General features: G+C 61.4%; 19 protein-coding genes. 9 read left to right on the top strand and 10 right to left on the bottom strand.

What is annotated here, in order from left to right:
- Nucleotides 1-10: 10 nt before the first annotated feature.
- Entirely contained in the window at nt 11-913 is a 903-nt protein-coding gene (locus tag Q8O69_RS17790; protein ID WP_305593543.1) for a LysR family transcriptional regulator, read from the bottom strand.
- 140 nt (nt 914-1053) lie between these two features.
- Here Q8O69_RS17790 and Q8O69_RS17785 point away from each other — a divergent pair, with 140 nt between their 5' ends.
- Together Q8O69_RS17785 and Q8O69_RS17780 are read left to right on the top strand one after the other, a co-directional pair.
- On the top strand, nt 1054-1812 hold the full coding sequence (locus tag Q8O69_RS17785) for an SDR family NAD(P)-dependent oxidoreductase (RefSeq protein WP_305593542.1): 759 nt from the start codon (nt 1054-1056) through the stop codon (nt 1810-1812).
- A gap of 82 nt (nt 1813-1894) precedes the next feature.
- Nucleotides 1895-3184, top strand: coding sequence for an NAD(P)/FAD-dependent oxidoreductase (locus Q8O69_RS17780; RefSeq protein WP_305593541.1), 1290 nt, complete (start codon nt 1895-1897; stop codon nt 3182-3184).
- Between the two features lie 102 nt (nt 3185-3286).
- Here Q8O69_RS17780 and Q8O69_RS17775 read toward each other — a convergent pair whose 3' ends face one another.
- The 6 genes from Q8O69_RS17775 to Q8O69_RS17750 all read right to left on the bottom strand — a co-directional run bounded on the left by Q8O69_RS17775 (nt 3287) and on the right by Q8O69_RS17750 (nt 8063).
- Nucleotides 3287-3562: a hypothetical protein gene (locus Q8O69_RS17775; protein ID WP_305593540.1), complete on the bottom strand. Its 276-nt coding sequence runs from the start codon at nt 3560-3562 to the stop codon at nt 3287-3289.
- Complete coding sequence (locus Q8O69_RS17770) at nt 3559-4917, bottom strand: MATE family efflux transporter (RefSeq protein ID WP_305593539.1); 1359 nt, start codon at nt 4915-4917, stop codon at nt 3559-3561. The genes Q8O69_RS17775 and Q8O69_RS17770 overlap by 4 nt, the downstream gene beginning before the upstream one ends.
- Before the next feature lie 34 nt (nt 4918-4951).
- Nucleotides 4952-5377, bottom strand: a complete 426-nt coding sequence (locus tag Q8O69_RS17765) for a MarR family winged helix-turn-helix transcriptional regulator (protein ID WP_275963350.1) — start codon at nt 5375-5377, stop codon at nt 4952-4954.
- A 93-nt stretch (nt 5378-5470) separates the two neighbouring features.
- The gene (locus Q8O69_RS17760) at nt 5471-6199 is read right to left on the bottom strand and encodes an ABC transporter substrate-binding protein (protein WP_305593538.1); all 729 of its coding nucleotides are present in this window, start codon (nt 6197-6199) and stop codon (nt 5471-5473) included.
- A 29-nt stretch (nt 6200-6228) separates the two neighbouring features.
- On the bottom strand, nt 6229-6840 hold the full coding sequence (locus Q8O69_RS17755; RefSeq protein ID WP_305593537.1) for a LysE family translocator: 612 nt from the start codon (nt 6838-6840) through the stop codon (nt 6229-6231).
- Between the two features lie 149 nt (nt 6841-6989).
- Nucleotides 6990-8063, bottom strand: coding sequence for a hypothetical protein (locus Q8O69_RS17750; protein ID WP_305593536.1), 1074 nt, complete (start codon nt 8061-8063; stop codon nt 6990-6992).
- A gap of 352 nt (nt 8064-8415) precedes the next feature.
- Here Q8O69_RS17750 and Q8O69_RS17745 point away from each other — a divergent pair, with 352 nt between their 5' ends.
- The 3 genes from Q8O69_RS17745 to Q8O69_RS17735 are packed head-to-tail and all read left to right on the top strand — an operon-like array spanning nt 8416 to nt 10375.
- Entirely contained in the window at nt 8416-9537 is a 1122-nt protein-coding gene (locus tag Q8O69_RS17745) for a beta-ketoacyl-ACP synthase III (protein WP_305593613.1), read from the top strand.
- Nucleotides 9537-10148, top strand: coding sequence for an RNA polymerase sigma factor (locus Q8O69_RS17740; RefSeq protein WP_275963346.1), 612 nt, complete (start codon nt 9537-9539; stop codon nt 10146-10148). Before Q8O69_RS17745 ends, Q8O69_RS17740 begins: the two co-directional genes overlap by 1 nt.
- A complete protein-coding gene (locus tag Q8O69_RS17735) occupies nt 10142-10375 on the top strand; it encodes an anti-sigma factor (protein ID WP_305593535.1) in 234 nt (77 codons plus the stop codon). Before Q8O69_RS17740 ends, Q8O69_RS17735 begins: the two co-directional genes overlap by 7 nt.
- A 32-nt stretch (nt 10376-10407) precedes the next feature.
- Here Q8O69_RS17735 and Q8O69_RS17730 read toward each other — a convergent pair whose 3' ends face one another.
- Complete coding sequence (locus tag Q8O69_RS17730; protein WP_305593534.1) at nt 10408-10941, bottom strand: hypothetical protein; 534 nt, start codon at nt 10939-10941, stop codon at nt 10408-10410.
- A gap of 248 nt (nt 10942-11189) precedes the next feature.
- Here Q8O69_RS17730 and Q8O69_RS17725 point away from each other — a divergent pair, with 248 nt between their 5' ends.
- Both Q8O69_RS17725 and Q8O69_RS17720 read left to right on the top strand, forming a co-directional pair.
- A complete protein-coding gene (locus Q8O69_RS17725) occupies nt 11190-11918 on the top strand; it encodes a Crp/Fnr family transcriptional regulator (RefSeq protein WP_305593533.1) in 729 nt (242 codons plus the stop codon).
- Nucleotides 11919-12070: 152 nt separating this feature from the next.
- Entirely contained in the window at nt 12071-12775 is a 705-nt protein-coding gene (locus tag Q8O69_RS17720; protein ID WP_305593532.1) for a Crp/Fnr family transcriptional regulator, read from the top strand.
- Here the strand turns inward: Q8O69_RS17720 and Q8O69_RS17715 are convergent.
- Nucleotides 12772-14898: a bifunctional diguanylate cyclase/phosphodiesterase gene (locus Q8O69_RS17715; protein ID WP_305593531.1), complete on the bottom strand. Its 2127-nt coding sequence runs from the start codon at nt 14896-14898 to the stop codon at nt 12772-12774. The two genes, Q8O69_RS17720 and Q8O69_RS17715, sit on opposite strands and share 4 nt — an antisense overlap.
- Nucleotides 14899-14998: 100 nt before the next feature.
- Complete coding sequence (locus Q8O69_RS17710; protein ID WP_305593530.1) at nt 14999-15298, bottom strand: hypothetical protein; 300 nt, start codon at nt 15296-15298, stop codon at nt 14999-15001.
- Nucleotides 15299-15686: 388 nt separating this feature from the next.
- Between Q8O69_RS17710 and pgm the strand changes: the two genes are divergently transcribed.
- Together pgm and Q8O69_RS17700 are read left to right on the top strand one after the other, a co-directional pair.
- Nucleotides 15687-17339, top strand: coding sequence for a phosphoglucomutase (alpha-D-glucose-1,6-bisphosphate-dependent) (gene pgm / locus Q8O69_RS17705; protein ID WP_305593529.1), 1653 nt, complete (start codon nt 15687-15689; stop codon nt 17337-17339).
- 125 nt (nt 17340-17464) lie between these two features.
- Complete coding sequence (locus Q8O69_RS17700) at nt 17465-17623, top strand: DUF3309 family protein (protein WP_305593528.1); 159 nt, start codon at nt 17465-17467, stop codon at nt 17621-17623.
- Nucleotides 17624-17775 lie beyond the last annotated feature (152 nt).

Below are 17775 nucleotides of genomic sequence, written 5' to 3'. Positions count from 1 at the left end.
TGCCTGCCCGTCAGGTGCCGGTGTGCTCGCTCAGCAAGGCTTCCAACCACTGCATAAATACCCGCACCCGCTGCGGCTGATGACGGCGCTGGGCATACAGCAGGCTGATCGGCATGGGCGGCGGCAGATAATCCGGCAACAGGCTGTGCAGCTGCCCGCTGGCCAGCAGCTCGCTGACGCCGATCAGCGGCGCCTGAATAATCCCCAGGCCGCCCAGGCATGCGCCTTCATAAGCATCGACGTTATTCACCGTGACATTCCCCGCCATCGGCAGCTGCTGCAGTACGCCGCCGGCCAAGTATTCGAAACCCTCTGAGCGACTGCCGAGCACCGGCACGTAGTGGATCAGCCGATGTTGGGCCAGGTCATCAAGGCTCTGCGGTGTGCCGTAGCGCGCCAGGTAGGCGCCGCTGGCACAGTTGACCATCGGCAATTGGCCGAGCGGCCGTACGATCAGGTTGGGCTCGTTGACCACGCCGATGCGCAGCACGCAGTCGAAGCCTTCGCGCACCAGATCGACGCGCCGATCACTGCTGCTGATCTCCAGTTCGATACCTGGGTGCAGCGCAGTAAATTCCCCCAGACGCGGTGCCACCAGACGTCGCGCCAGGCCAGTGGGCATGTCGATGCGTAGGCGGCCGCTAAGCTGCGCGCCGTCCTGGCGGAACAGGCCTTCCAACTCATCCATATTGGCCAGCATGTCCTTGCTGCGTTCATACAGCACCAGGCCGTCCTGAGTCGGTTGCACCTTGCGTGTGGTGCGGTGCAGCAGACGTGTGCCGAGCAGGGTTTCCAGGCTCTGCACTTGCTGCGACACGCTCGACCTGGGCAACCCAAGGCTGTCGGCGGCCTGGGTAAAACTGGCCAGCTCGTTGACGCGGACAAAGGTGCGCAGCAGTTCCAGGGTATTCATGGGCAGCAGCTCCGCTGAATTGTTCGTGATTTATGATCAGTGTTTTCAATTTTGCATAGTTTATCCAGCTTAAGGCGAGCAATAACCTGTGCTCACTGATTTCAACCACGGCACTGCTAGTCAACTGAAGGAGCACGCATATGACCCGTAAAATCGCACTGATCACTGGCGCAAGCCGCGGCCTGGGGCGCAACACCGCCCTGCATCTGGCGGCGCAGGGTATCGACATCATCGGCACCTATCACAGCCAGGCGGCTGATGCGCAGAGACTGGCAGTTGAGATCGAACAACTCGGCGCGCGTGCGCTGATGCTGCAACTGGATGTCAGCCAGAGCAGCAGCTTTGCCGCGTTTGCCGCAGCAGTGACGGCGGGGCTGCAGAGCACCTTCGGCCGCAGCGATTTCGATTTTCTGATTAACAACGCCGGTATCGGCATCCACGCCAGCTTTGCCGAAACCACTGAGGCGCAGTTTGATCAGCTGGTGAATATTCAGCTCAAGGGGCCGTTCTTCCTGACTCAGCAACTGCTGCCGCTGATCGCCGAGCAGGGCCGCATCGTCAATATCTCCACCGGCCTGGCACGTTTCAGCCTGCCGGGTTATGCCGCCTATGCGGCGATGAAGGGTGGTATCGAGGTGTGGACGCGCTACCTGGCCAAGGAGCTGGGGCCGCGCGGTATCAGCGTCAACGTGCTGGCCCCCGGCGCTATCGAGACCGATTTCGGTGGCGGCTTGGTGCGCGACAACAGCCAGGTCAACGCCTTTATCGCCGCCAATACCGCCCTGGGCCGGGTCGGCCTGCCGGACGATATCGGCGGCGCGATTGCCATGCTGCTAAGCGACGGCGGCCGCTGGATTACCGGGCAGCGGATTGAGGCATCGGGTGGCATGTTCCTTTGACGCTGTTCATCCTGTGATGGGGCTGGCTGCGTTTAGCTGGCAGAGGCGTAGAATCCGCTCGGTTTAATAACGGAGGCGGGTTGTGAAGGGATTGCCGATTGCCATTGTCGGGGCCGGTACGGCGGGGTTGGCCACGGCGTTGTTCCTCGTTCGTCAGGGTTTCAGCGTGCGCCTGCTGGAGCGCGTGCCGGAGCTGCAGCCAGTGGGGGCCGGGGTGTTATTGCAGCCTTCGGGGCTGGCGGTGTTGCAGCAACTGGGGTTGTTTGCCGAGTGCAGCGGCTTGGGCGCGGCGGTCAGCCGCTTGTACGGTACCTCGGGCAATGGTCGGGTGATTCTCGATACCCGTTATGCACATTGGCAACCCGGCAGTTTCGGCATGGGCATTCACCGCAGCGTATTGCTCACCGCCTTGCTCAATGCGGCGCGGCAGGCTGGGGTGCAGATTGAAACCGGCGTGCATATCAGTCGTTTCAGCCAGCACGGCAGCCATGTGCAGCTGTATCGCCAGGACGAACAGGGCGTCGAGCAGCCATTCGGCGAGTTTGCCGCGTTGGTGCTGGCCGATGGCGTGCGCTCGGCCCTACGCGGGCTGATGCAGGTCAAACAGTGGTTGCAGCCGTACCCCTGGGGTGCGCTGTGGAGCATTGTGCCGACCCCGACTTCGTCGGCAAACGCGCCGGATGCCACGGACCTGCGCCAGTGGTACCGAGACTGCGCGCAGATGTTCGGCATCATGCCCACCGGGCGTACCCACCTGAACCGCGAGCAGGCCCTGAGCAGCCTGTTCTGGAGCCTGCCGGTGGCGCAGTTTGCTGCCTGGCGTGAGGCCGGTTTGGCGGCCTGGAAAGCCCAGGTGCTGCAACTGGCCGGCAGCGCTGCCGAACCCTTTGTTGAGCTGATTGAGCATCCTGAACAACTGAGCCAGGCGGTGTATGCCGATGTGCGCATGCAGCGCTGGCATGATGGCCGGGTAATCGCCATCGGCGACTGCGCCCACGCCATGAGCCCACAACTGGGCCAAGGCGCCAATATGGCCCTGGTGGATGCGGCTGCTTTATCCGCCGCAGTCACCACGCAAAGCACACCGAGCGACTGCGACTGGTCAGCAGTATTCGCCGCCTATGCCAGCAGCCGGCGTGATCACCTGCGCTACTACCGTCAAGCTAGCCGCCTGCTCACCCCACTGTTCCAATCCCACAGCCGCAGCCTGGCCTGGTTGCGTGACAGTGTGTTGCTGCTGGCGCGGCACAACCCTCTGGGCCGCGCGCATGCGGTCAGCACCCTGGTGGGTGGGCGCAGTGGTTGGCTGTGGTCAAACGCTGAACAGTGCGCACTGCATACGTGGAACGGGGAGCAGGCGCAGGGCGAGTGACTGTGGAGTGGGCACGAAGCGCGTGGCCACCTTGTACAAGGCTTAGCGGTTTGTGAGTACCTAACGCGCCAAGCCGGATCATCAGCTAGAACGCCCCAGCCGTTACAGCTGCTCTGCCAGCGCGCTCTGGTTATCCGCGACGAATCTGGCCACTTCGGCATCGCCTTGATGCAGTTTTTCGAAGCAGTGCTGGTGCAGTACGGCATACAGGTATTGCGGGTCGACTACTGGGTCTTGCGCGTCGTGCAGGCCGGCGGTGCGGGCGGCCTGGTCAAGCGTCGTGCTGCAGGCCAGAAGCGCCTTGTCGATCTCTGCCAAGAGCTGCTGTTGTGCGTCTTCCAGCAGTACGCAGAGTTGTTCTTCTTGGGCCTCGGTCATAGCGGTTGTTCCTGGGTTGGATTGAGGGGTGTACTGTCGAGTGTTTTTAGCTGTTGCAACTGGCGCCGGAGCATCCAGATCACCACCAGGCTCAGGCAGACGTTGGACAGCGGCAGTGCCAGCCATACGCCGTTAAGGCCCAGCAGCAGTGGCATCAGCGCGAGGAAGGGCAGTTGGATCAACATATTGCCCACCGTCACCAGGGTGGCGTAGCGGGCCTGGCCCATGGCCTGAAAGAAGCTGGCGGCCAGAATGATAAAACCATCAAGAAACATGGCGAACAGGTGCAGGCGCAGGCCCAATACGCTGGCGTCCAGCAGGGCTTGGTCGCTGCCGCTGAAAATCCCGGCAAACAGCCTGGGCAGGATTAACAGCGCCGCAGTCATCAGTACGCCACTGCCCACCGCCGTGAGCAGACCCAGGCGCAGCACACGGCGGACCTTGTCCGGCTCGCGGGCGCCGTAGAAGTAGCTGACCAGCGGCTGCATGCCGCCGCACACGCCTTCGGCAAACATGTAGTAGAAGGCCATCAGGTAGCCGGCGATGGCGTAGGCGGCCACCTGCAAGGGGCTGCCGTAGTGCATAAACAGCAGGTTGTGCAGCACCACGACCAGGCTCATGTAGAGGTACATCAGCATGCTGGAGAAGCCGGTGGTGAGGATGTCCAGGCTCTTGCGCAGGTTTAGCGTACAGGCGGCCAGGGCCATCTGCAGCGGGTTGTGACGGCTGCAGATAAAACCCAGGCAGATCAGCACCGACAGGCTTTCGCCGATCACCGTGGCCAGGGCTGCGCCGTGCAGGCCCCACTCCAACTTGATGATAAACAGGTAATCGAGCGCCACGTTGGTGAGGGCGCCCACCAGCATGGCCAGGGTCGCCAGGCGCGGTGCGCCGAGGTTGCGCACCAGTAGGGGCAGGGCGATGGAGCCGAATACCAAGGGCGTGGCCCAGCCGAGCACCAGCAGGTAGTCGTTACCCAGTTGCGCCAGGTCGTTCTCGGCGCCTTGCATGGCCATAAACGCCGGTCCACTCAGCACCACCAGCACGCCTGTAGGTATGCCCAGGAGAACCAGCAGCCAGAGGGCCTGGGCCAGGTAGCTACGTGCCTCCGGCCACTGCGCGGCGCCTTGGGCCAGGGAGCATTGAGCGCCGCCGCCCATGCCGATCATCATGCCGATGGCCAGCATCACCCCGGACAGTGGCCAGGCCATGTTGATCGCCGACAAACCGGTGGCACCCATGGCGTGGCCGATAAAGATGCCGTCGACGACCATGTACAGGCCGCTGATCATCAAGGCGGCGATGGCCGGGATGCTGTAGCGCCAGAAGGTGCGGGTGATGCTTTGACTGTTCATAAGGTTTTCACGGGTAAACGATTGCGCGGCTGGGTCAGCCGATTTCGAGGGTCTGGCAGGCTTTGGCCAGTAACTGGCTGAGCTGCTGCATTTCTTCAGGGCTGAGGTTCTGTTCCAGGCTGGCGGCGGTTTGCACGTAGACATCGCGCTCTTCCTGTTCCAGCGCATTGGATTTGGCCGTGGCCAGCAGGCGCATGGCGCGGCCGTCGTCACTGCAGGGCAGGCGCTGCAGGTAGCCGCGTGCTTCCAGTTTGCTGGCCATGGCACTGGCGCTGGCTTTGCTGACGCTCATGCGCTCGGCCAGTTCGGTCAGGCGCAGGCCGTTTTCGGCGGACATCAGGGCATACAGGTAATCCAGCTCGCTGTTGCTCAGCTCCATGCTGCCGCTGTGCTGGGCGTACTGCCGCCAGTGGTGCCACATGTGCCATTGCAGGCGTTTAAGGCTGTCGGTGATGGGCATGCGTGCTCTCCGTTATATTTCGTTAGGCTAACTAACTATATGAAGTGTAGCAAGCCTGCAGTTGATCGACGGAGGCCTGTGTAGGGCTTGAGGTCAACGATAGCGGGCGAGTATTTCGTCGAATTCGCCAGCCTGTTTCATCTGCACCATGGCGCGCAGCAGAGCCATGGTCGGGACATCCGGGGCATCGCGGACGATGCAGGCGATGGGATCGCTAGCCACTTCGCTCAGGTAGTGCAGTTTCTCCCCGGGCGCCTGGTGGCGGTTGAACCAGTGCAGCGAGAGTTCGTTGCTGATGGCGTAGCGGTAGCGCCGGGCGCTGAGTTTGAGCAGCACCTGATCCTGGGTGCGAGCGTCTTCGCGCTGGATCTGCTTGCTGGCGAACAGCGGTTCCAGGCGCGGATAGGTGAAGCCGAGGACGGTGCCCAGGCGCTCATTGAGCAGCTGCTCGGGTTGCAGTTTTTCGGCAGTTACGCCTGCCAGCACATCGCGCTGGGTCATAAAAGGCAAGCTCCAGATATAGCGATAGTGGCCGCTGTTGACCCAGTTCGGGCTGACGTAGCAGCGCACATCGATCTCGCCGCTATCCAATGCATGCTGTACGCGCATACGCGGCATCACCACCAGCTCGGCCTTGCGTCCAACCTTGGCGGCCATGCGCTGTTGCAGGTCGACCAGAATGCCTTCCACCGCCTTGCCGTCTTCGATACGCACCATGGGCATGGCCCAGCTGTCGTTGATCGAGAAGCGCAGCGCCCGCTCGGCGGCGAGTGATGCGCCGCTCAATGTGAGCAACAGCAGGGCAGGCAACAGCTTGGGCACCAGGGCAGATCCTTTGCGCTGTGGGCGCTTCAGCGGGTCATCGGCAGGGCTGCGCCCATCAGTGCAAACATTCCGCCGCAGCAACGGTTGAAGCCTTTGCCAGTGCGTTGCAACCAGGGGCGAACGCGATGGGCCATGCGTGCCAGCAGGTATTCGACACTGCCTTCGACCACGGCAAAGGTCAGCGCCATGATGGCGAACTGCAGCCAGAGGTCGCCGCGCGGGTCGAGAAACTGCGGCAGAAACGCGCCGAAAAACAGGATCACCTTGGGATTTGACAGCGCCGACAGCAGGCCCTGGCGAAACAGCTTGAAAGCGCTGGTCTCTGTGGCCTTCTCAGCCATCGCAAGGTGCAAGGGTGGCGCGCGCCAGAGCTGAATGCCGAGCCAGATCAGGTAGGCGCCACCGAGCCATTTGAGAATGGTCAGGGCCTGCGCCGAGGCTTGCAGCAAGGTGCCGATACCGAGCATCGACAAGGCCATCAGCAGGGTAAAACCCAGCACTCCGCCGCTGACGGTAAACAGGGTTTTGCGATGGCCATATAAAGCGCCATGGCTGAGCGCGAGCAGGCCGTTGGGGCCTGGGGTCAGCGCCAGGCCAAATACCGCCGTGACAAAAAGCAGCCAGGTATGCAGAGCCATAAGACAGGTATCCAGAAGCGGGAGAGTGCAGGGCAGAGCCTGCGTGCTTCTGTTTTTTCATGCTGTGACTGGATAGTCAAGCCGCCTTAGGTCGCAGCGGCGGATATGCCGAGGCAACGACCCTGCCGGTGAAGGCAGGGCCGTCGTTATCAGCGGTTGGCTTCCTTGAAGTTATCGTCGGACGGTTCCTTGCTGTAGGCGCCCTGATCCTGCACCAGTTTCTTGCTGCCATTCATCAGCGTGGTGATGCGGCTGTCGCTGGTTTTCGCCGAGGCGGCCTGGTTGCTGGTGCCGCTGATCAGCGGTGGGTTGCTGCTGAACGACCACAGGTAGTGCCACACGGCGGCATTGTGTTTCTCGGTCAGCTGTGTGGTGTTGAAGTACCAGGGTTTTAGCTCGCTGAAGGCGGTCATGTTCATCAGCCCGGTGTTGCTGTCGCCGATAAAACCGGTGCTGCTGGCCCCGGAGGTGCGGTAGACCTCGAAGATCACGCCCTTGGTTTTCAGCTCGCTGACATAGGTGCGGCACACTTCGCCGACCCACTTGTTGCCTAGGAAGCTTTTCGCGTTGTTGGAGTAGAAGGGGTCGAGCAGGGCGACGCGCTTGGGCAGCAGCTTGCTGTTAACTGTTCCGGCCGTGACGGCATCGCTGATCTTCTTGGTCAGGACGATGGCCATCTGGTTGCCCAGGGAGTGCCCGGCAATGCGGATATTGCTGCCGCTGTAGCCGGCGAGGTTGGCCTTATAGCTGTTGAACAGCAGGTCGCTGGCCGATTGAGTTGGACCGCTGGCGTAAACCCCGCTGCTGTTGCGCCAGCGCATGGCGCGCGGGCCGCTGGCGGTCCAGATCTTGGCTTCGGCGTCTTTGACTTCGCCTTCATCGGCGAACTGGTTCCAATACAGCACGCCGACGTTGTAACCGGCGGCGAGCCAGGCGTGGGCCAGATCCAGGTCTGGGCCGCCGGCATCTTTACGGTTGAAGGTTTCGCGATTCTTCTTTTGCGTCGAGCCGTTCTGCCAGCCGTGGATATAGATCAGGGTCGGCTTGCTGGCCACGTAATAGGCGTTGCTCTGGCCGGGCACGGCTTTTTGCCAGCTGTCGCCGTAACCGAACCAGTACAGGCCGTGGTCGAGATTCTGGAAGGTGCTGTCGGGGAACACACCCACGGCGGCCTGGCTCAATGGGGCAAAACTCAGCACCAGCAGTAAAAGCAGCTTGCGCATGGCGGAAACCTTTCTTGTTATTAGGGAAAGGCGAGCATATAGATTGTCCGACAATCATCTATCACCCGGACGGGTGAGGCTGCTCAAGCGCCAGTGCGCGGGCGCTGGCGGGATGTGTCTTGCGCCACGTTGTGAGCATCTTTGCCTCAATAGCCGGCAGCTTGTTGCAGTTGGCCTGACGTGCTGAGCGGACGAAGCCCCCCTGGCTGTGGCAAACTCCGTGGCTCGTAACAGGACGTTTCATGGATCGAGTTTGCTGAGCCTGTCAGCCGTTTTTTTGCCCATGGCCTAGCCTGCCCTGGGCGTATTGCATAACTGGCCGCTGCCTGCGGCGAAGAACAGAGGAATGACTGTGCATAACGTCGTGATCAGTGGTACCGGCCTCTATACCCCGGCAAACAGTATTTCCAACGATGAGTTGGTCGAGTCGTTCAACGCCTTTGTCCAGCAATTCAATGCCGACAACGCCGCGGCCATCGCCAGCGGTGAAGTTGAAGCGCTGAGCGAATCGAGCAGCGGCTTTATCGAAAAAGCCTCGGGCATCAAGAGCCGCTTTGTCATGGACAAGGCCGGCATCCTCGACCCCAAGCGCATGGCGCCGCGCCTACCGGAGCGCAGCAATGAAGACTGGGGCATCCTCTGCGAAATGGCCGTAGGCGCCGCCAAGGACGCCATGGCCCGCGCCGGCAAGACTGCCGCCGATATCGACGGGGTGATCGTTGCCTGCTCCAACCTGCAGCGCGCCTACCCGGCGGTGGCGATTGAAGTGCAGGCCGCACTGGGCATCCAGGGTTTTGGCTATGACATGAACGTCGCCTGTTCCTCGGCCACCTTCGGCATCCAGGCTGCGGCCAACAGCGTGCAACTGGGTCAGGCCCGCGCAGTGCTGATGGTCAACCCGGAAATCTGCACCGGCCACCTGAACTTCCGCGACCGCGACAGCCACTTTATCTTCGGTGATGCCGCCACCGCGGTGATCATCGAACGTGCCGACCAGGCCACCTCGAACTACCAGTTCGATATCGTCGGCACCAAGCTGATCACCCAGTTCAGCAACAATATCCGCAACAACTTCGGCTTCCTCAACCGCTGTGCGGAAGAGGGCGTTGGCGCCCGTGACAAGCTGTTCGTCCAGGAAGGCCGCAAGGTGTTCAAGGATGTCTGCCCGATGGTTGCCGAGCTGATTGCCGCACACCTGGCGGAGAACAAGCTGAACGTCGGCGACGTGAAGCGTTTCTGGCTGCACCAGGCCAACCTCAACATGAACCTGCTGATCGCGCGCAAGCTGCTCGGCCGCGATGCCGAGCCAGGCGAAGCGCCGGTGATTCTCGATACCTACGCCAACACCAGCTCGGCCGGTTCGGTAATCGCCCTGCACAAATACCAGGAAGACCTGCCGAGCGGCGCCCTGGGCGTGCTCAGCTCGTTCGGTGCGGGCTATTCGATTGGTAGCGTGATTCTGCGTAAGCATTGATGGAGTACCCGGCTGATCAGGCGCTGCTGACTCGTCTACGGGCGGGCGAGCAGAAGGCCTACCGCGAGCTGGTCGCCACCTATCAGGGGGCGATGCGCGCGGTGGCTTTTGCCATTGTCGGCAGTCGCAATGCCGATGAAGTGGTGCAGGATGCCTGGCTGGCCGTGGTGCGCAGCCTTGATGGTTTTCAGGCGCGCTCCAGCCTGAAGACCTGGCTGCTGACCATCACCGCTAACACCGCGAAAACCCGCCTCAAGGGCAATCGCCGCGAAGTGCTACTCGACGATATTCCCTCGCCCCACGGCAGCATTGGTGATGAGCGTTTCAGCGCCGATGGCCATTGGCTGCTGGCGCCGCATGCCTGGCATCACGACTCCCCGGAAGCACTGCTGACCGAGGACGAATTGCGCGAATGCCTGGAGAAAACCCTGGCCAGCCTGTCCGAGTTGCAGGGCAGCGTATTGCACCTGCGTGAGCGCGAAGGGCTGGAGTTGGAGGAGATCTGTAATCTTTTGCAGGTCTCGCTCTCCAATGTGCGGGTGCTGCTGCACCGCGCGCGTCTCAAGGTATTCGCCACCTTGGAGCATTTTGAGGAGACCGGCCAATGTTGAGCTGTAAGGAGTTGGTGGCCCACTCCAGTGAGTTTATTGATGGTCAGTTGGGCCTGGGTAAACGCATGTCAGTGCGTTTGCATCTGGCCATGTGTCAGCACTGCCGGCGGTTTATCAAACAGATGCGCCTGAGTCAGGCGGTACTGCGGCAACTGCCGCCCGGGCAGAGCGCCGAGCTGGATAAGTTAGCGGCCAAGCTGGCCGAAGTTCGGCGCAATAACGGCTGATTGCCAGGCGATTGGCCTGGCTCAGTTCTCGGTTATTCGGCTTCCTGCGCGGCCTTAAGCGCCTCATAGGCCGGCGCGGCGTAGATGCCGACTTCCACCGCCAGCTCCATCACCCGCGCCAAGTCTGTGCTGTACACCAGTACGGCTTGCAGCTCGTCATCCAGCGGCTCGCTGAAATCCAGCAAGATATAACCTTTGGTTTCCGGGCTGAGGCTGGCGAGTTGCACCTGGATGCGATTGAGCGCTTTCAGTGGCTCGACCTTGGCCAGTTGCTTGGCTTTGAGCACAAAGCTCACCTCTGGTCCGAACGATTCGACGATCTGCTGAAACAGCGCATCATAACTATCGGCCTGAAACAGCACGGTTTCCGGCAGGCTGCCGATCACCACCCATTCGCCCAGCGGGATCGGGAAGCTGTCGTCGAAATTGATATCCGGGTTGGCGGCGAGAAACGCCTGCGGGTCGGCATAGGCCTGGGCGGCCTCGGTGGCGATGCGCGTGACTTCTTCCGGCAGCATGCAGCCCGAGCTTATTTTGCTGATCAGTTCTTCAAGCTGGGCTTTCATTGGGGTCATCCTGCGGCAGAAAAGAGGTCGGCAAGGATAGCCGCAAATGGCTGTAAACGCTGCATTTGTGCGCTTTTGCGGGCGCATTGGCGGCCATTCTTACGTGTTTTTAACTGCCCGGCATAGAGCCTGTCTGTGCGATTGCGTACAGACAAAAAAACAGATTGGCTTATGCTGTCGTGTGCAGTTCAGGCTCTGTAGCGAGCGCATATCAATCGCCAACAGGCCTAAGAAGACCGGAGACAGTGATGTCCGCAGCCCCCTATCCGCAACAAAACCATCTGCTTGCCACCTTGCCTGACGAAGTGCTGGAGCGCCTGTTGCCGCACCTTGAGCTGGTGGAAATGCCGCTCGGCATGGTGCTCTACGAATCGGGCGATACGCTGCGGCATGTGTACTTTCCCACCGATTCGATTGTGTCCCTGCTGTATGTGATGGAAAGCGGCGCGTCGGCGGAGATTTCCGTGGTGGGCAATGACGGGGTGATTGGCGTGGCGCTGTTTATGGGTGGCGAAAGCACCACCAGCCGCGCCCTGGTGCAAAGTGCCGGCAGCGCTTATCGGGTGCTCGGCAAACGCTTTAAAGAAGAGTTCAACCGCCATGGCGACATGCTGCAGCTGATGCTGCGTTACAGCCAGGCGCTGATTACCCAGATGGCGCAGACGGCGGTGTGCAACCGCCATCACTCGATTGACCAGCAGCTGTGCCGCTGGCTGTTGCTGTCGCTGGATCGCCTCTCCGGCAGTCAGCTGGCCATGACCCAGGAACTGATCGCCAATATGCTCGGCGTGCGCCGCGAGGGCGTTACCGAGGCGGCCGGCAAACTGCATCGCCTGGGTGTGATCGATTACAGCCGTGGGCTGATCACCGTGCTGGATCGCGACAAGCTCGAACGCCTGAGCTGCGAGTGTTATGCCGTGGTCAAGCGCGAAACAGACCGCCTGCTGCCTTATAAAGTGGCGCATCCGGCGCACTAACCTGTTACGCGCGCGGTTAGCAATTTAATGGCTTGGCTTGAGTGCCGTAGCGCACAGAGCTTTGCCAGATGCTCAGGCAGACTGCAGCGGCGAGAGCGTCAGGCACCGCTGTCGTGCCATTTTTTGGCAAGCGTCGTGCTCGGGACAAGTGAATGTCTGTTAAAGCACCGCTGCATATCCTCAGCCTTCTGATCGAAGGGCTGCCGGCCAAACAACGCAAACAACTCCTTGATAACTGCGAGCCGGTGGACCTGGTTTTTGGCAATGTGCTGCATGAAGCCAACCGGCCGATTCGCCATGTCTACTTCCCCCTCAGCGGCTTTATCTCACTGGTCACCACCCTGGATGGGCATCAGCCGCTGGAAATGGGCCTGATCGGCAATGAAGGCATGCTCGGTGCCACTCTCGCTCTGGGCATCGGCCTGGCGCCTATGCGTGCGGTGGTGCAGGGTTCCGGCAGTGCCTTGCGCATCAGCAGCCAGTTGTTCAAGCAGGAGTTGCTCAGCAGCCCGGCGCTGTTGCGTTCGCTCAAACGCTACCTGTATGTGGTGCTGGCGCAGTTGTCACAGAGCGCGGCCTGCACGCATTTTCATGCAATCGAGCCGCGCCTGGCGCGCTGGCTGCTGATGACCCACGACCGCGCCCACGCCGATCATTTCCACCTGACCCACGAGTTTCTTGCCGACATGCTCGGGGTGCGCCGCAGTGGTGTATCGATTGCCGCCGCGGCATTGCAGGCGCGCGGCTTGATCAGTTACAGCCGGGGCGAGATCAATATCCTTGATCGCGTCGGGCTGGAACGCGCGGCCTGTGAGTGTTATGCCGCATTGCAGGCCGATTACCGCGCGCAGTTCTAACCCAGAGTGCCGGTTACCTGGTGCAGCGTATTGATCGGCGAACTGATGCCGCTGCGCAGCAGGTTGGCGAAGTTTTGCGCGCTGACCGGGTGGCTGAACAGAAAGCCCTGGCCTTCGCTGCAGTGATGGCTGCGTAGAAACTCCAGCTGCGCGGTTTCTTCGATGCCTTCGGCGATCACTCGTTTCTTGAGGCTGTTACCCATGGCAATCACGGCGCTGACGATAATGCCGTTGCTGTTGTGGATATCCTGAACAAAAGAGCGATCAATTTTCAGCACATCGATGGGGAACTGGCTGAGGTAGCTGAGGCTTGAGTAACCGGTGCCGAAATCGTCCACCGCCAGTTGTACGCCGAGCGTCTTGAGCTGCTGCAGGATCGTGGCGCTGGCCTGGGCGTCGCGCATCAGCACGCTTTCGGTGATCTCCAGTTGCAGGTTGTTGGGGTCAAGGCCGGTGACCCTCAGGGCGCTTTCCACGCTGTCGACAAAATCCTTGCGGCGAAACTCCAGGGCCGAGATGTTCACCGCCACCGACTCCAGGGCATAGCCGCAGTTCTCCCAGCGTTTGGCTTGGGCGCAGGCGTGCAGCAGCACCCAGCGGCCCAGCGGCACGATCAGCCCGCAGGCCTCGGCCACTGGAATAAACCGCCCTGGCAGAATCATGCCCCAGGCCGGGTGCTGCCAGCGGATCAGCGCCTCGGCGCTGGTGATTTTGCCGCTGTGCAGGTCGATCTTCGGCTGGTAGTGAAGGACAAATTCGCTGTTTTCCATGGCTGTACGCAGGTGCGCTTCGATCAACTGGCGCTCAACTGCGTGAACATTCATCTCGTGGCGGAAGAACTGGTAGTTGTTGCGGCCTTCTTCCTTGGCCAGGTACATCGCCGTGTCGGCATTCTTGATCAGGCCTTCGGCATCCGTGGCATCGTTGGGGTAGGTGCTGATGCCGATGCTGGAAGTGATGTGCAGCTGCTGCTGGCCAATGCTGTGGCTCACGGCCAGGGCACTGAGGATTTTTTCAGCGGTGCGTGCGGCATCTTCGGCCGAGTGGCTTTCGCTGAGCAGCACAACAAATTCGTCGCCGCCCAAACGGCTGACCGTGTCGGAGCTGCGTACGCAGTCACTCAGGCGCAGCGCCACCGCTTGCAGCAGCTGGTCGCCGACGCCGTGGCCGAGCGAGTCGTTGATGTGCTTGAAGTTATCCAGGTCGAGAAACAGCAGCGCCAGATGGCTGCTGCGCCGCTCGGCCAGGGCAATCGCCTGGTTGATGCGGTCATTGAGCAGGGCACGGTTGGGCAGGTTGGTCAGGGCGTCATGCTGCGCCAGGTGGGCCATCTTTTCGGTCATGGCGTGGGCGGCGGTCATGTCGTGGAAGACCATCACCGCGCCTTTGAGGCGCCCGGCTGAATCATGGATCGGCGCGGCGGAATCTTCGATGGCGGACTCGCTGCCATCGCGGCGGATCAGTATCGTGCCGGCCGCCAGCACTTTGCCTTCATCGTGCTGCAGCACCTTGGCGATGGGGTTGGCCACCGCCTCGCGGGTTTTGTCATTGACCAGGTGCATCACGCTGGCGATTGGCAGGCCATGGGCTTCGTCGAGTTGCCAGCCGGTCATATGTTCGGCGGCGCTGTTGAGGTAGTCGACGTTGCCCTGCAGATCGGTGCTGATCACCGCATCACTGATCGAGTTGAGCGTCAGTTCGGCGCGGGCTTTTTCGATGAACAGCGCTTCTTCTACGGCCTTGCGCAGGATGATATTGCGCAGCGACTGCGGCACCAGAGAGCTGCCCAGATACCCTTTGGACAGGCAGCCCTGGGCGCCACGCCGAATCACCTCATCGGTCTGCGCATCGTCATCAATATCGCTAAGGGTCATGATCGGAATGCTTGGTACCAGGGCGAACAGTTGATCAAAGGTCGCCAGGCCCTGGCTGTCGGGCAATTCCAGGTCCACCAGAATGGCATCTATGGCTTTGTGCTCAGCGGCTTGCAAGCGCGCTAGGGCGAGGTCAAGGCGCGCCACCGATTCGCTGCTAAAGGGTCCGTCCTGGGCTCTTTTCAGGGCTTTTTCCAGTGTGTCGGCATCTTTACAGTCAGCGGTGATGATCAGAATGCGATTAACCATGGTGCCAGTACGTCCTTGCGCAACATTGCGCAGGGCGTGTTAAGCGCTGCGTTGCCGATATGGCAGTAACCTTCGTGGTGAGTGCAGTGTTGCAGCGCACTCAGAAACGTAGCTTTGGCAGGGCTGGTTCATCGTTTTGTGGTGCTTTGACCGGCAGGTTGATCCAGCGGTTGCCTGGACGCTCCGTGCTATTGGCGGGGGTGGCACTCTCTGTTTCGGGCTGCAGTCTGGCGTTGTAGAGGTCGTCGCTCTCGTCCGCTGCGGCGCTTGGTGCGTGCAGCGGCGCGCGGCTGAACACGTCAGGCGCAAAAACCTCGGCATATGCGCTGCCGCTTAGCAGCGCCGCCAGTATCAGGGTACTGCAGCGGGTCATTGCGCGGGTGTATCCAAGCCTGTGCATCTCATCTCTCCACTGCAGCCGAGCTTTATCTGGAGCCTTTCCAACGTACAACGTCCGGCCGTGGCGATTGACCCGCGCGAGCGTCGAAAACTGCGTGTATCTAGGTGGGTTTATTGCTCAAGGAGGCGCCGCGCGGTCTGTGTCTGAGGCTGGCCGTGCGGGCGTAAAGGCAAGGTGGCGCTGGGTTGGTCTATCCATAATCACCTCTGAGCAAATCCCATGCGGGCGCACATAACGGGGGCAGGGATCTTAGATACATGGCTTGTCGGGGCGTTGTCGGTGCGCTAGCGCACCTAGCGTGCATGCGGCTTAAAGCCTGCTCGGTTTAGCCAGCCAGGCTGCTAAACTGGCGCACTTTTCACCGCCCGACCATCCTCTGGAGCCTGTTGTGAGCCCGCGTATTCACCCTTTGGCCGGTCAGCCGGCACCTGCTTCCCTGTTGACCGATATCTCTGCGCTGCTGGCAGCCTATTACGATCTGCAGCCGGACCTGAGCGTGGCCAGCCAGCGCGTGGCATTTGGCACCTCCGGGCATCGCGGCAGCTCCATGGCGCACAGCTTCAACCAGGCGCATGTGCTGGCGATCAGCCAGGCGATCTGTGATTACCGCAGCAGTCAGGGCATCAGCGGCCCGCTGTTTATCGGCGCCGACACCCATGCGCTGTCGCAACCGGCGCTGGACAGCGCGATTGAAGTGCTGGCAGCCAATGGCGTACAGACCATGATCTCCGCTGGCGGTGAGTTCACCCCGACGCCAGCGATCAGCCAGGCCATCCTGGTGCACAACCAGGGCCGCAGCTCTAGCCTTGCCGATGGCATCGTCATCACCCCGTCGCACAACCCGCCGGACAGCGGCGGCTTCAAGTACAACCCAACCAATGGCGGCCCGGCCGACAGTGATATCACCACCTGGGTGCAGAATCGCGCCAATGCGCTGCTGGAAGGCGGCCTGCGTGAGGTCAAGCGCATGCCCCTGGCGCAGGCGCGGCAGGCGGCCAATGTGCAGGAATACGATTACCTCGGCAGTTATGTGAATGACCTGGGTAATGTCATCGACTTCGCCCCGATTCGCGCAGCCGGCCTGCGCCTGGGTGTCGACCCATTGGGCGGCGCCGGGGTGCATTACTGGGCGCGCATCGCCGAGCAGTACGGCCTCAATCTGGATGTGGTGAGCGAGATTATCGATCCGCAGTTCGCCTTTATGAGCCTGGATTGGGATGGGCAGATCCGCATGGACCCATCCTCCAGCCATGCCATGCAGCGCCTGATCGGCCTGAAGAACGGTTACGACATCGCTTTTGCCTGCGACACCGACTACGACCGTCACGGCATCGTCGCGCCAAGCGTCGGCTTGCTGCCGGCCAACCACTTCCTCAGTGTGGCCATCGATTACCTGTTCCAGCACCGCCCGCAGTGGAGCGCCACGGCGGCGGTGGGCAAAACCCTGGTCAGCAGCGCGATGATTGACCGCGTCGCTGCGCGCTTGGGCCGGCCACTGCAGGAAGTACCAGTGGGTTTCAAATGGTTTGCCGGCGGCCTGTTCGACGGCTCGCTGGGGTTTGGCGGCGAGGAGAGCGCCGGGGCGACCTTCCTGCGCCGCGATGGCCGGGTCTGGACCACTGACAAGGACGGCATTGCCCTGGCCCTGCTGGCCGCCGAGATGACCGCCGTCAGCGGCCGTGACCCTGGCGAGCTGTACCAGGGTCTGAGCGATGAGTTCGGCGCAATCTATGCCGACCGCATCGACGCACCGGCGACACCTGCGCAGAAAAAAGCCCTGGGCAAACTCTCGCCGGCGCAGATCAGCAGCCGCGAGTTGGCCGGTGATGCCATCACCCAGGTGCTCGACAAGGCGCCGGGCAATGGCGCGGCGATTGGCGGGATCAAGGTGATCAGCGAAGGCGGCTGGTTTGCCGCGCGGCCATCGGGCACCGAAGACATCTACAAGATCTACGCCGAGAGCTTTCGCGATGCGGCGCACCTGCAGCGTATCTTTAGCGAGGCGCAGCAGATCGTCGATGGTGCCCTGACTGGCGAATAGAGCTGCGTCCGTTGGTGCGATAGCGCACCGACGGCGGCTGCGGTGGCGTACAGGATGAAAGAGCGCTTGGGTGCCATCTCGGCACCTGTTGTTCCGGCGCGCTGCAACTCATCAAGGAGAACGCCATGAGCCTGGGTACCATTTTATTGATCGTGCTGGTGCTGTTGCTGGTCGGCGCCATACCGGCCTGGCCACACAGCCGCAGCTGGGGCTACGGGCCTACGGGCGGCTTGGGCGTAGTGGTGGTGGTGCTGTTGGTGCTGCTATTAATGGGCCGAATTTAAAGGCTATGTAGCCATTGCGTGTGCATGCAATGGGTAGGTTGGTGTTGAGCGCCGCGAAGCCCAACAGGCTGTGACAGGTCTCGTTGGGCTTCGTCGCGTTGCTCCTCAACCCAACCTACCCACTTGGCTGACGTGTCCCTTTCACCTGATCT

Origin of the sequence: Pseudomonas sp. (genome assembly GCF_030690725.1) — a bacterium.
GTDB lineage: Bacteria > Pseudomonadota > Gammaproteobacteria > Pseudomonadales > Pseudomonadaceae > Aquipseudomonas.
This window is presented reverse-complemented; position numbering and strand designations above follow the sequence as displayed.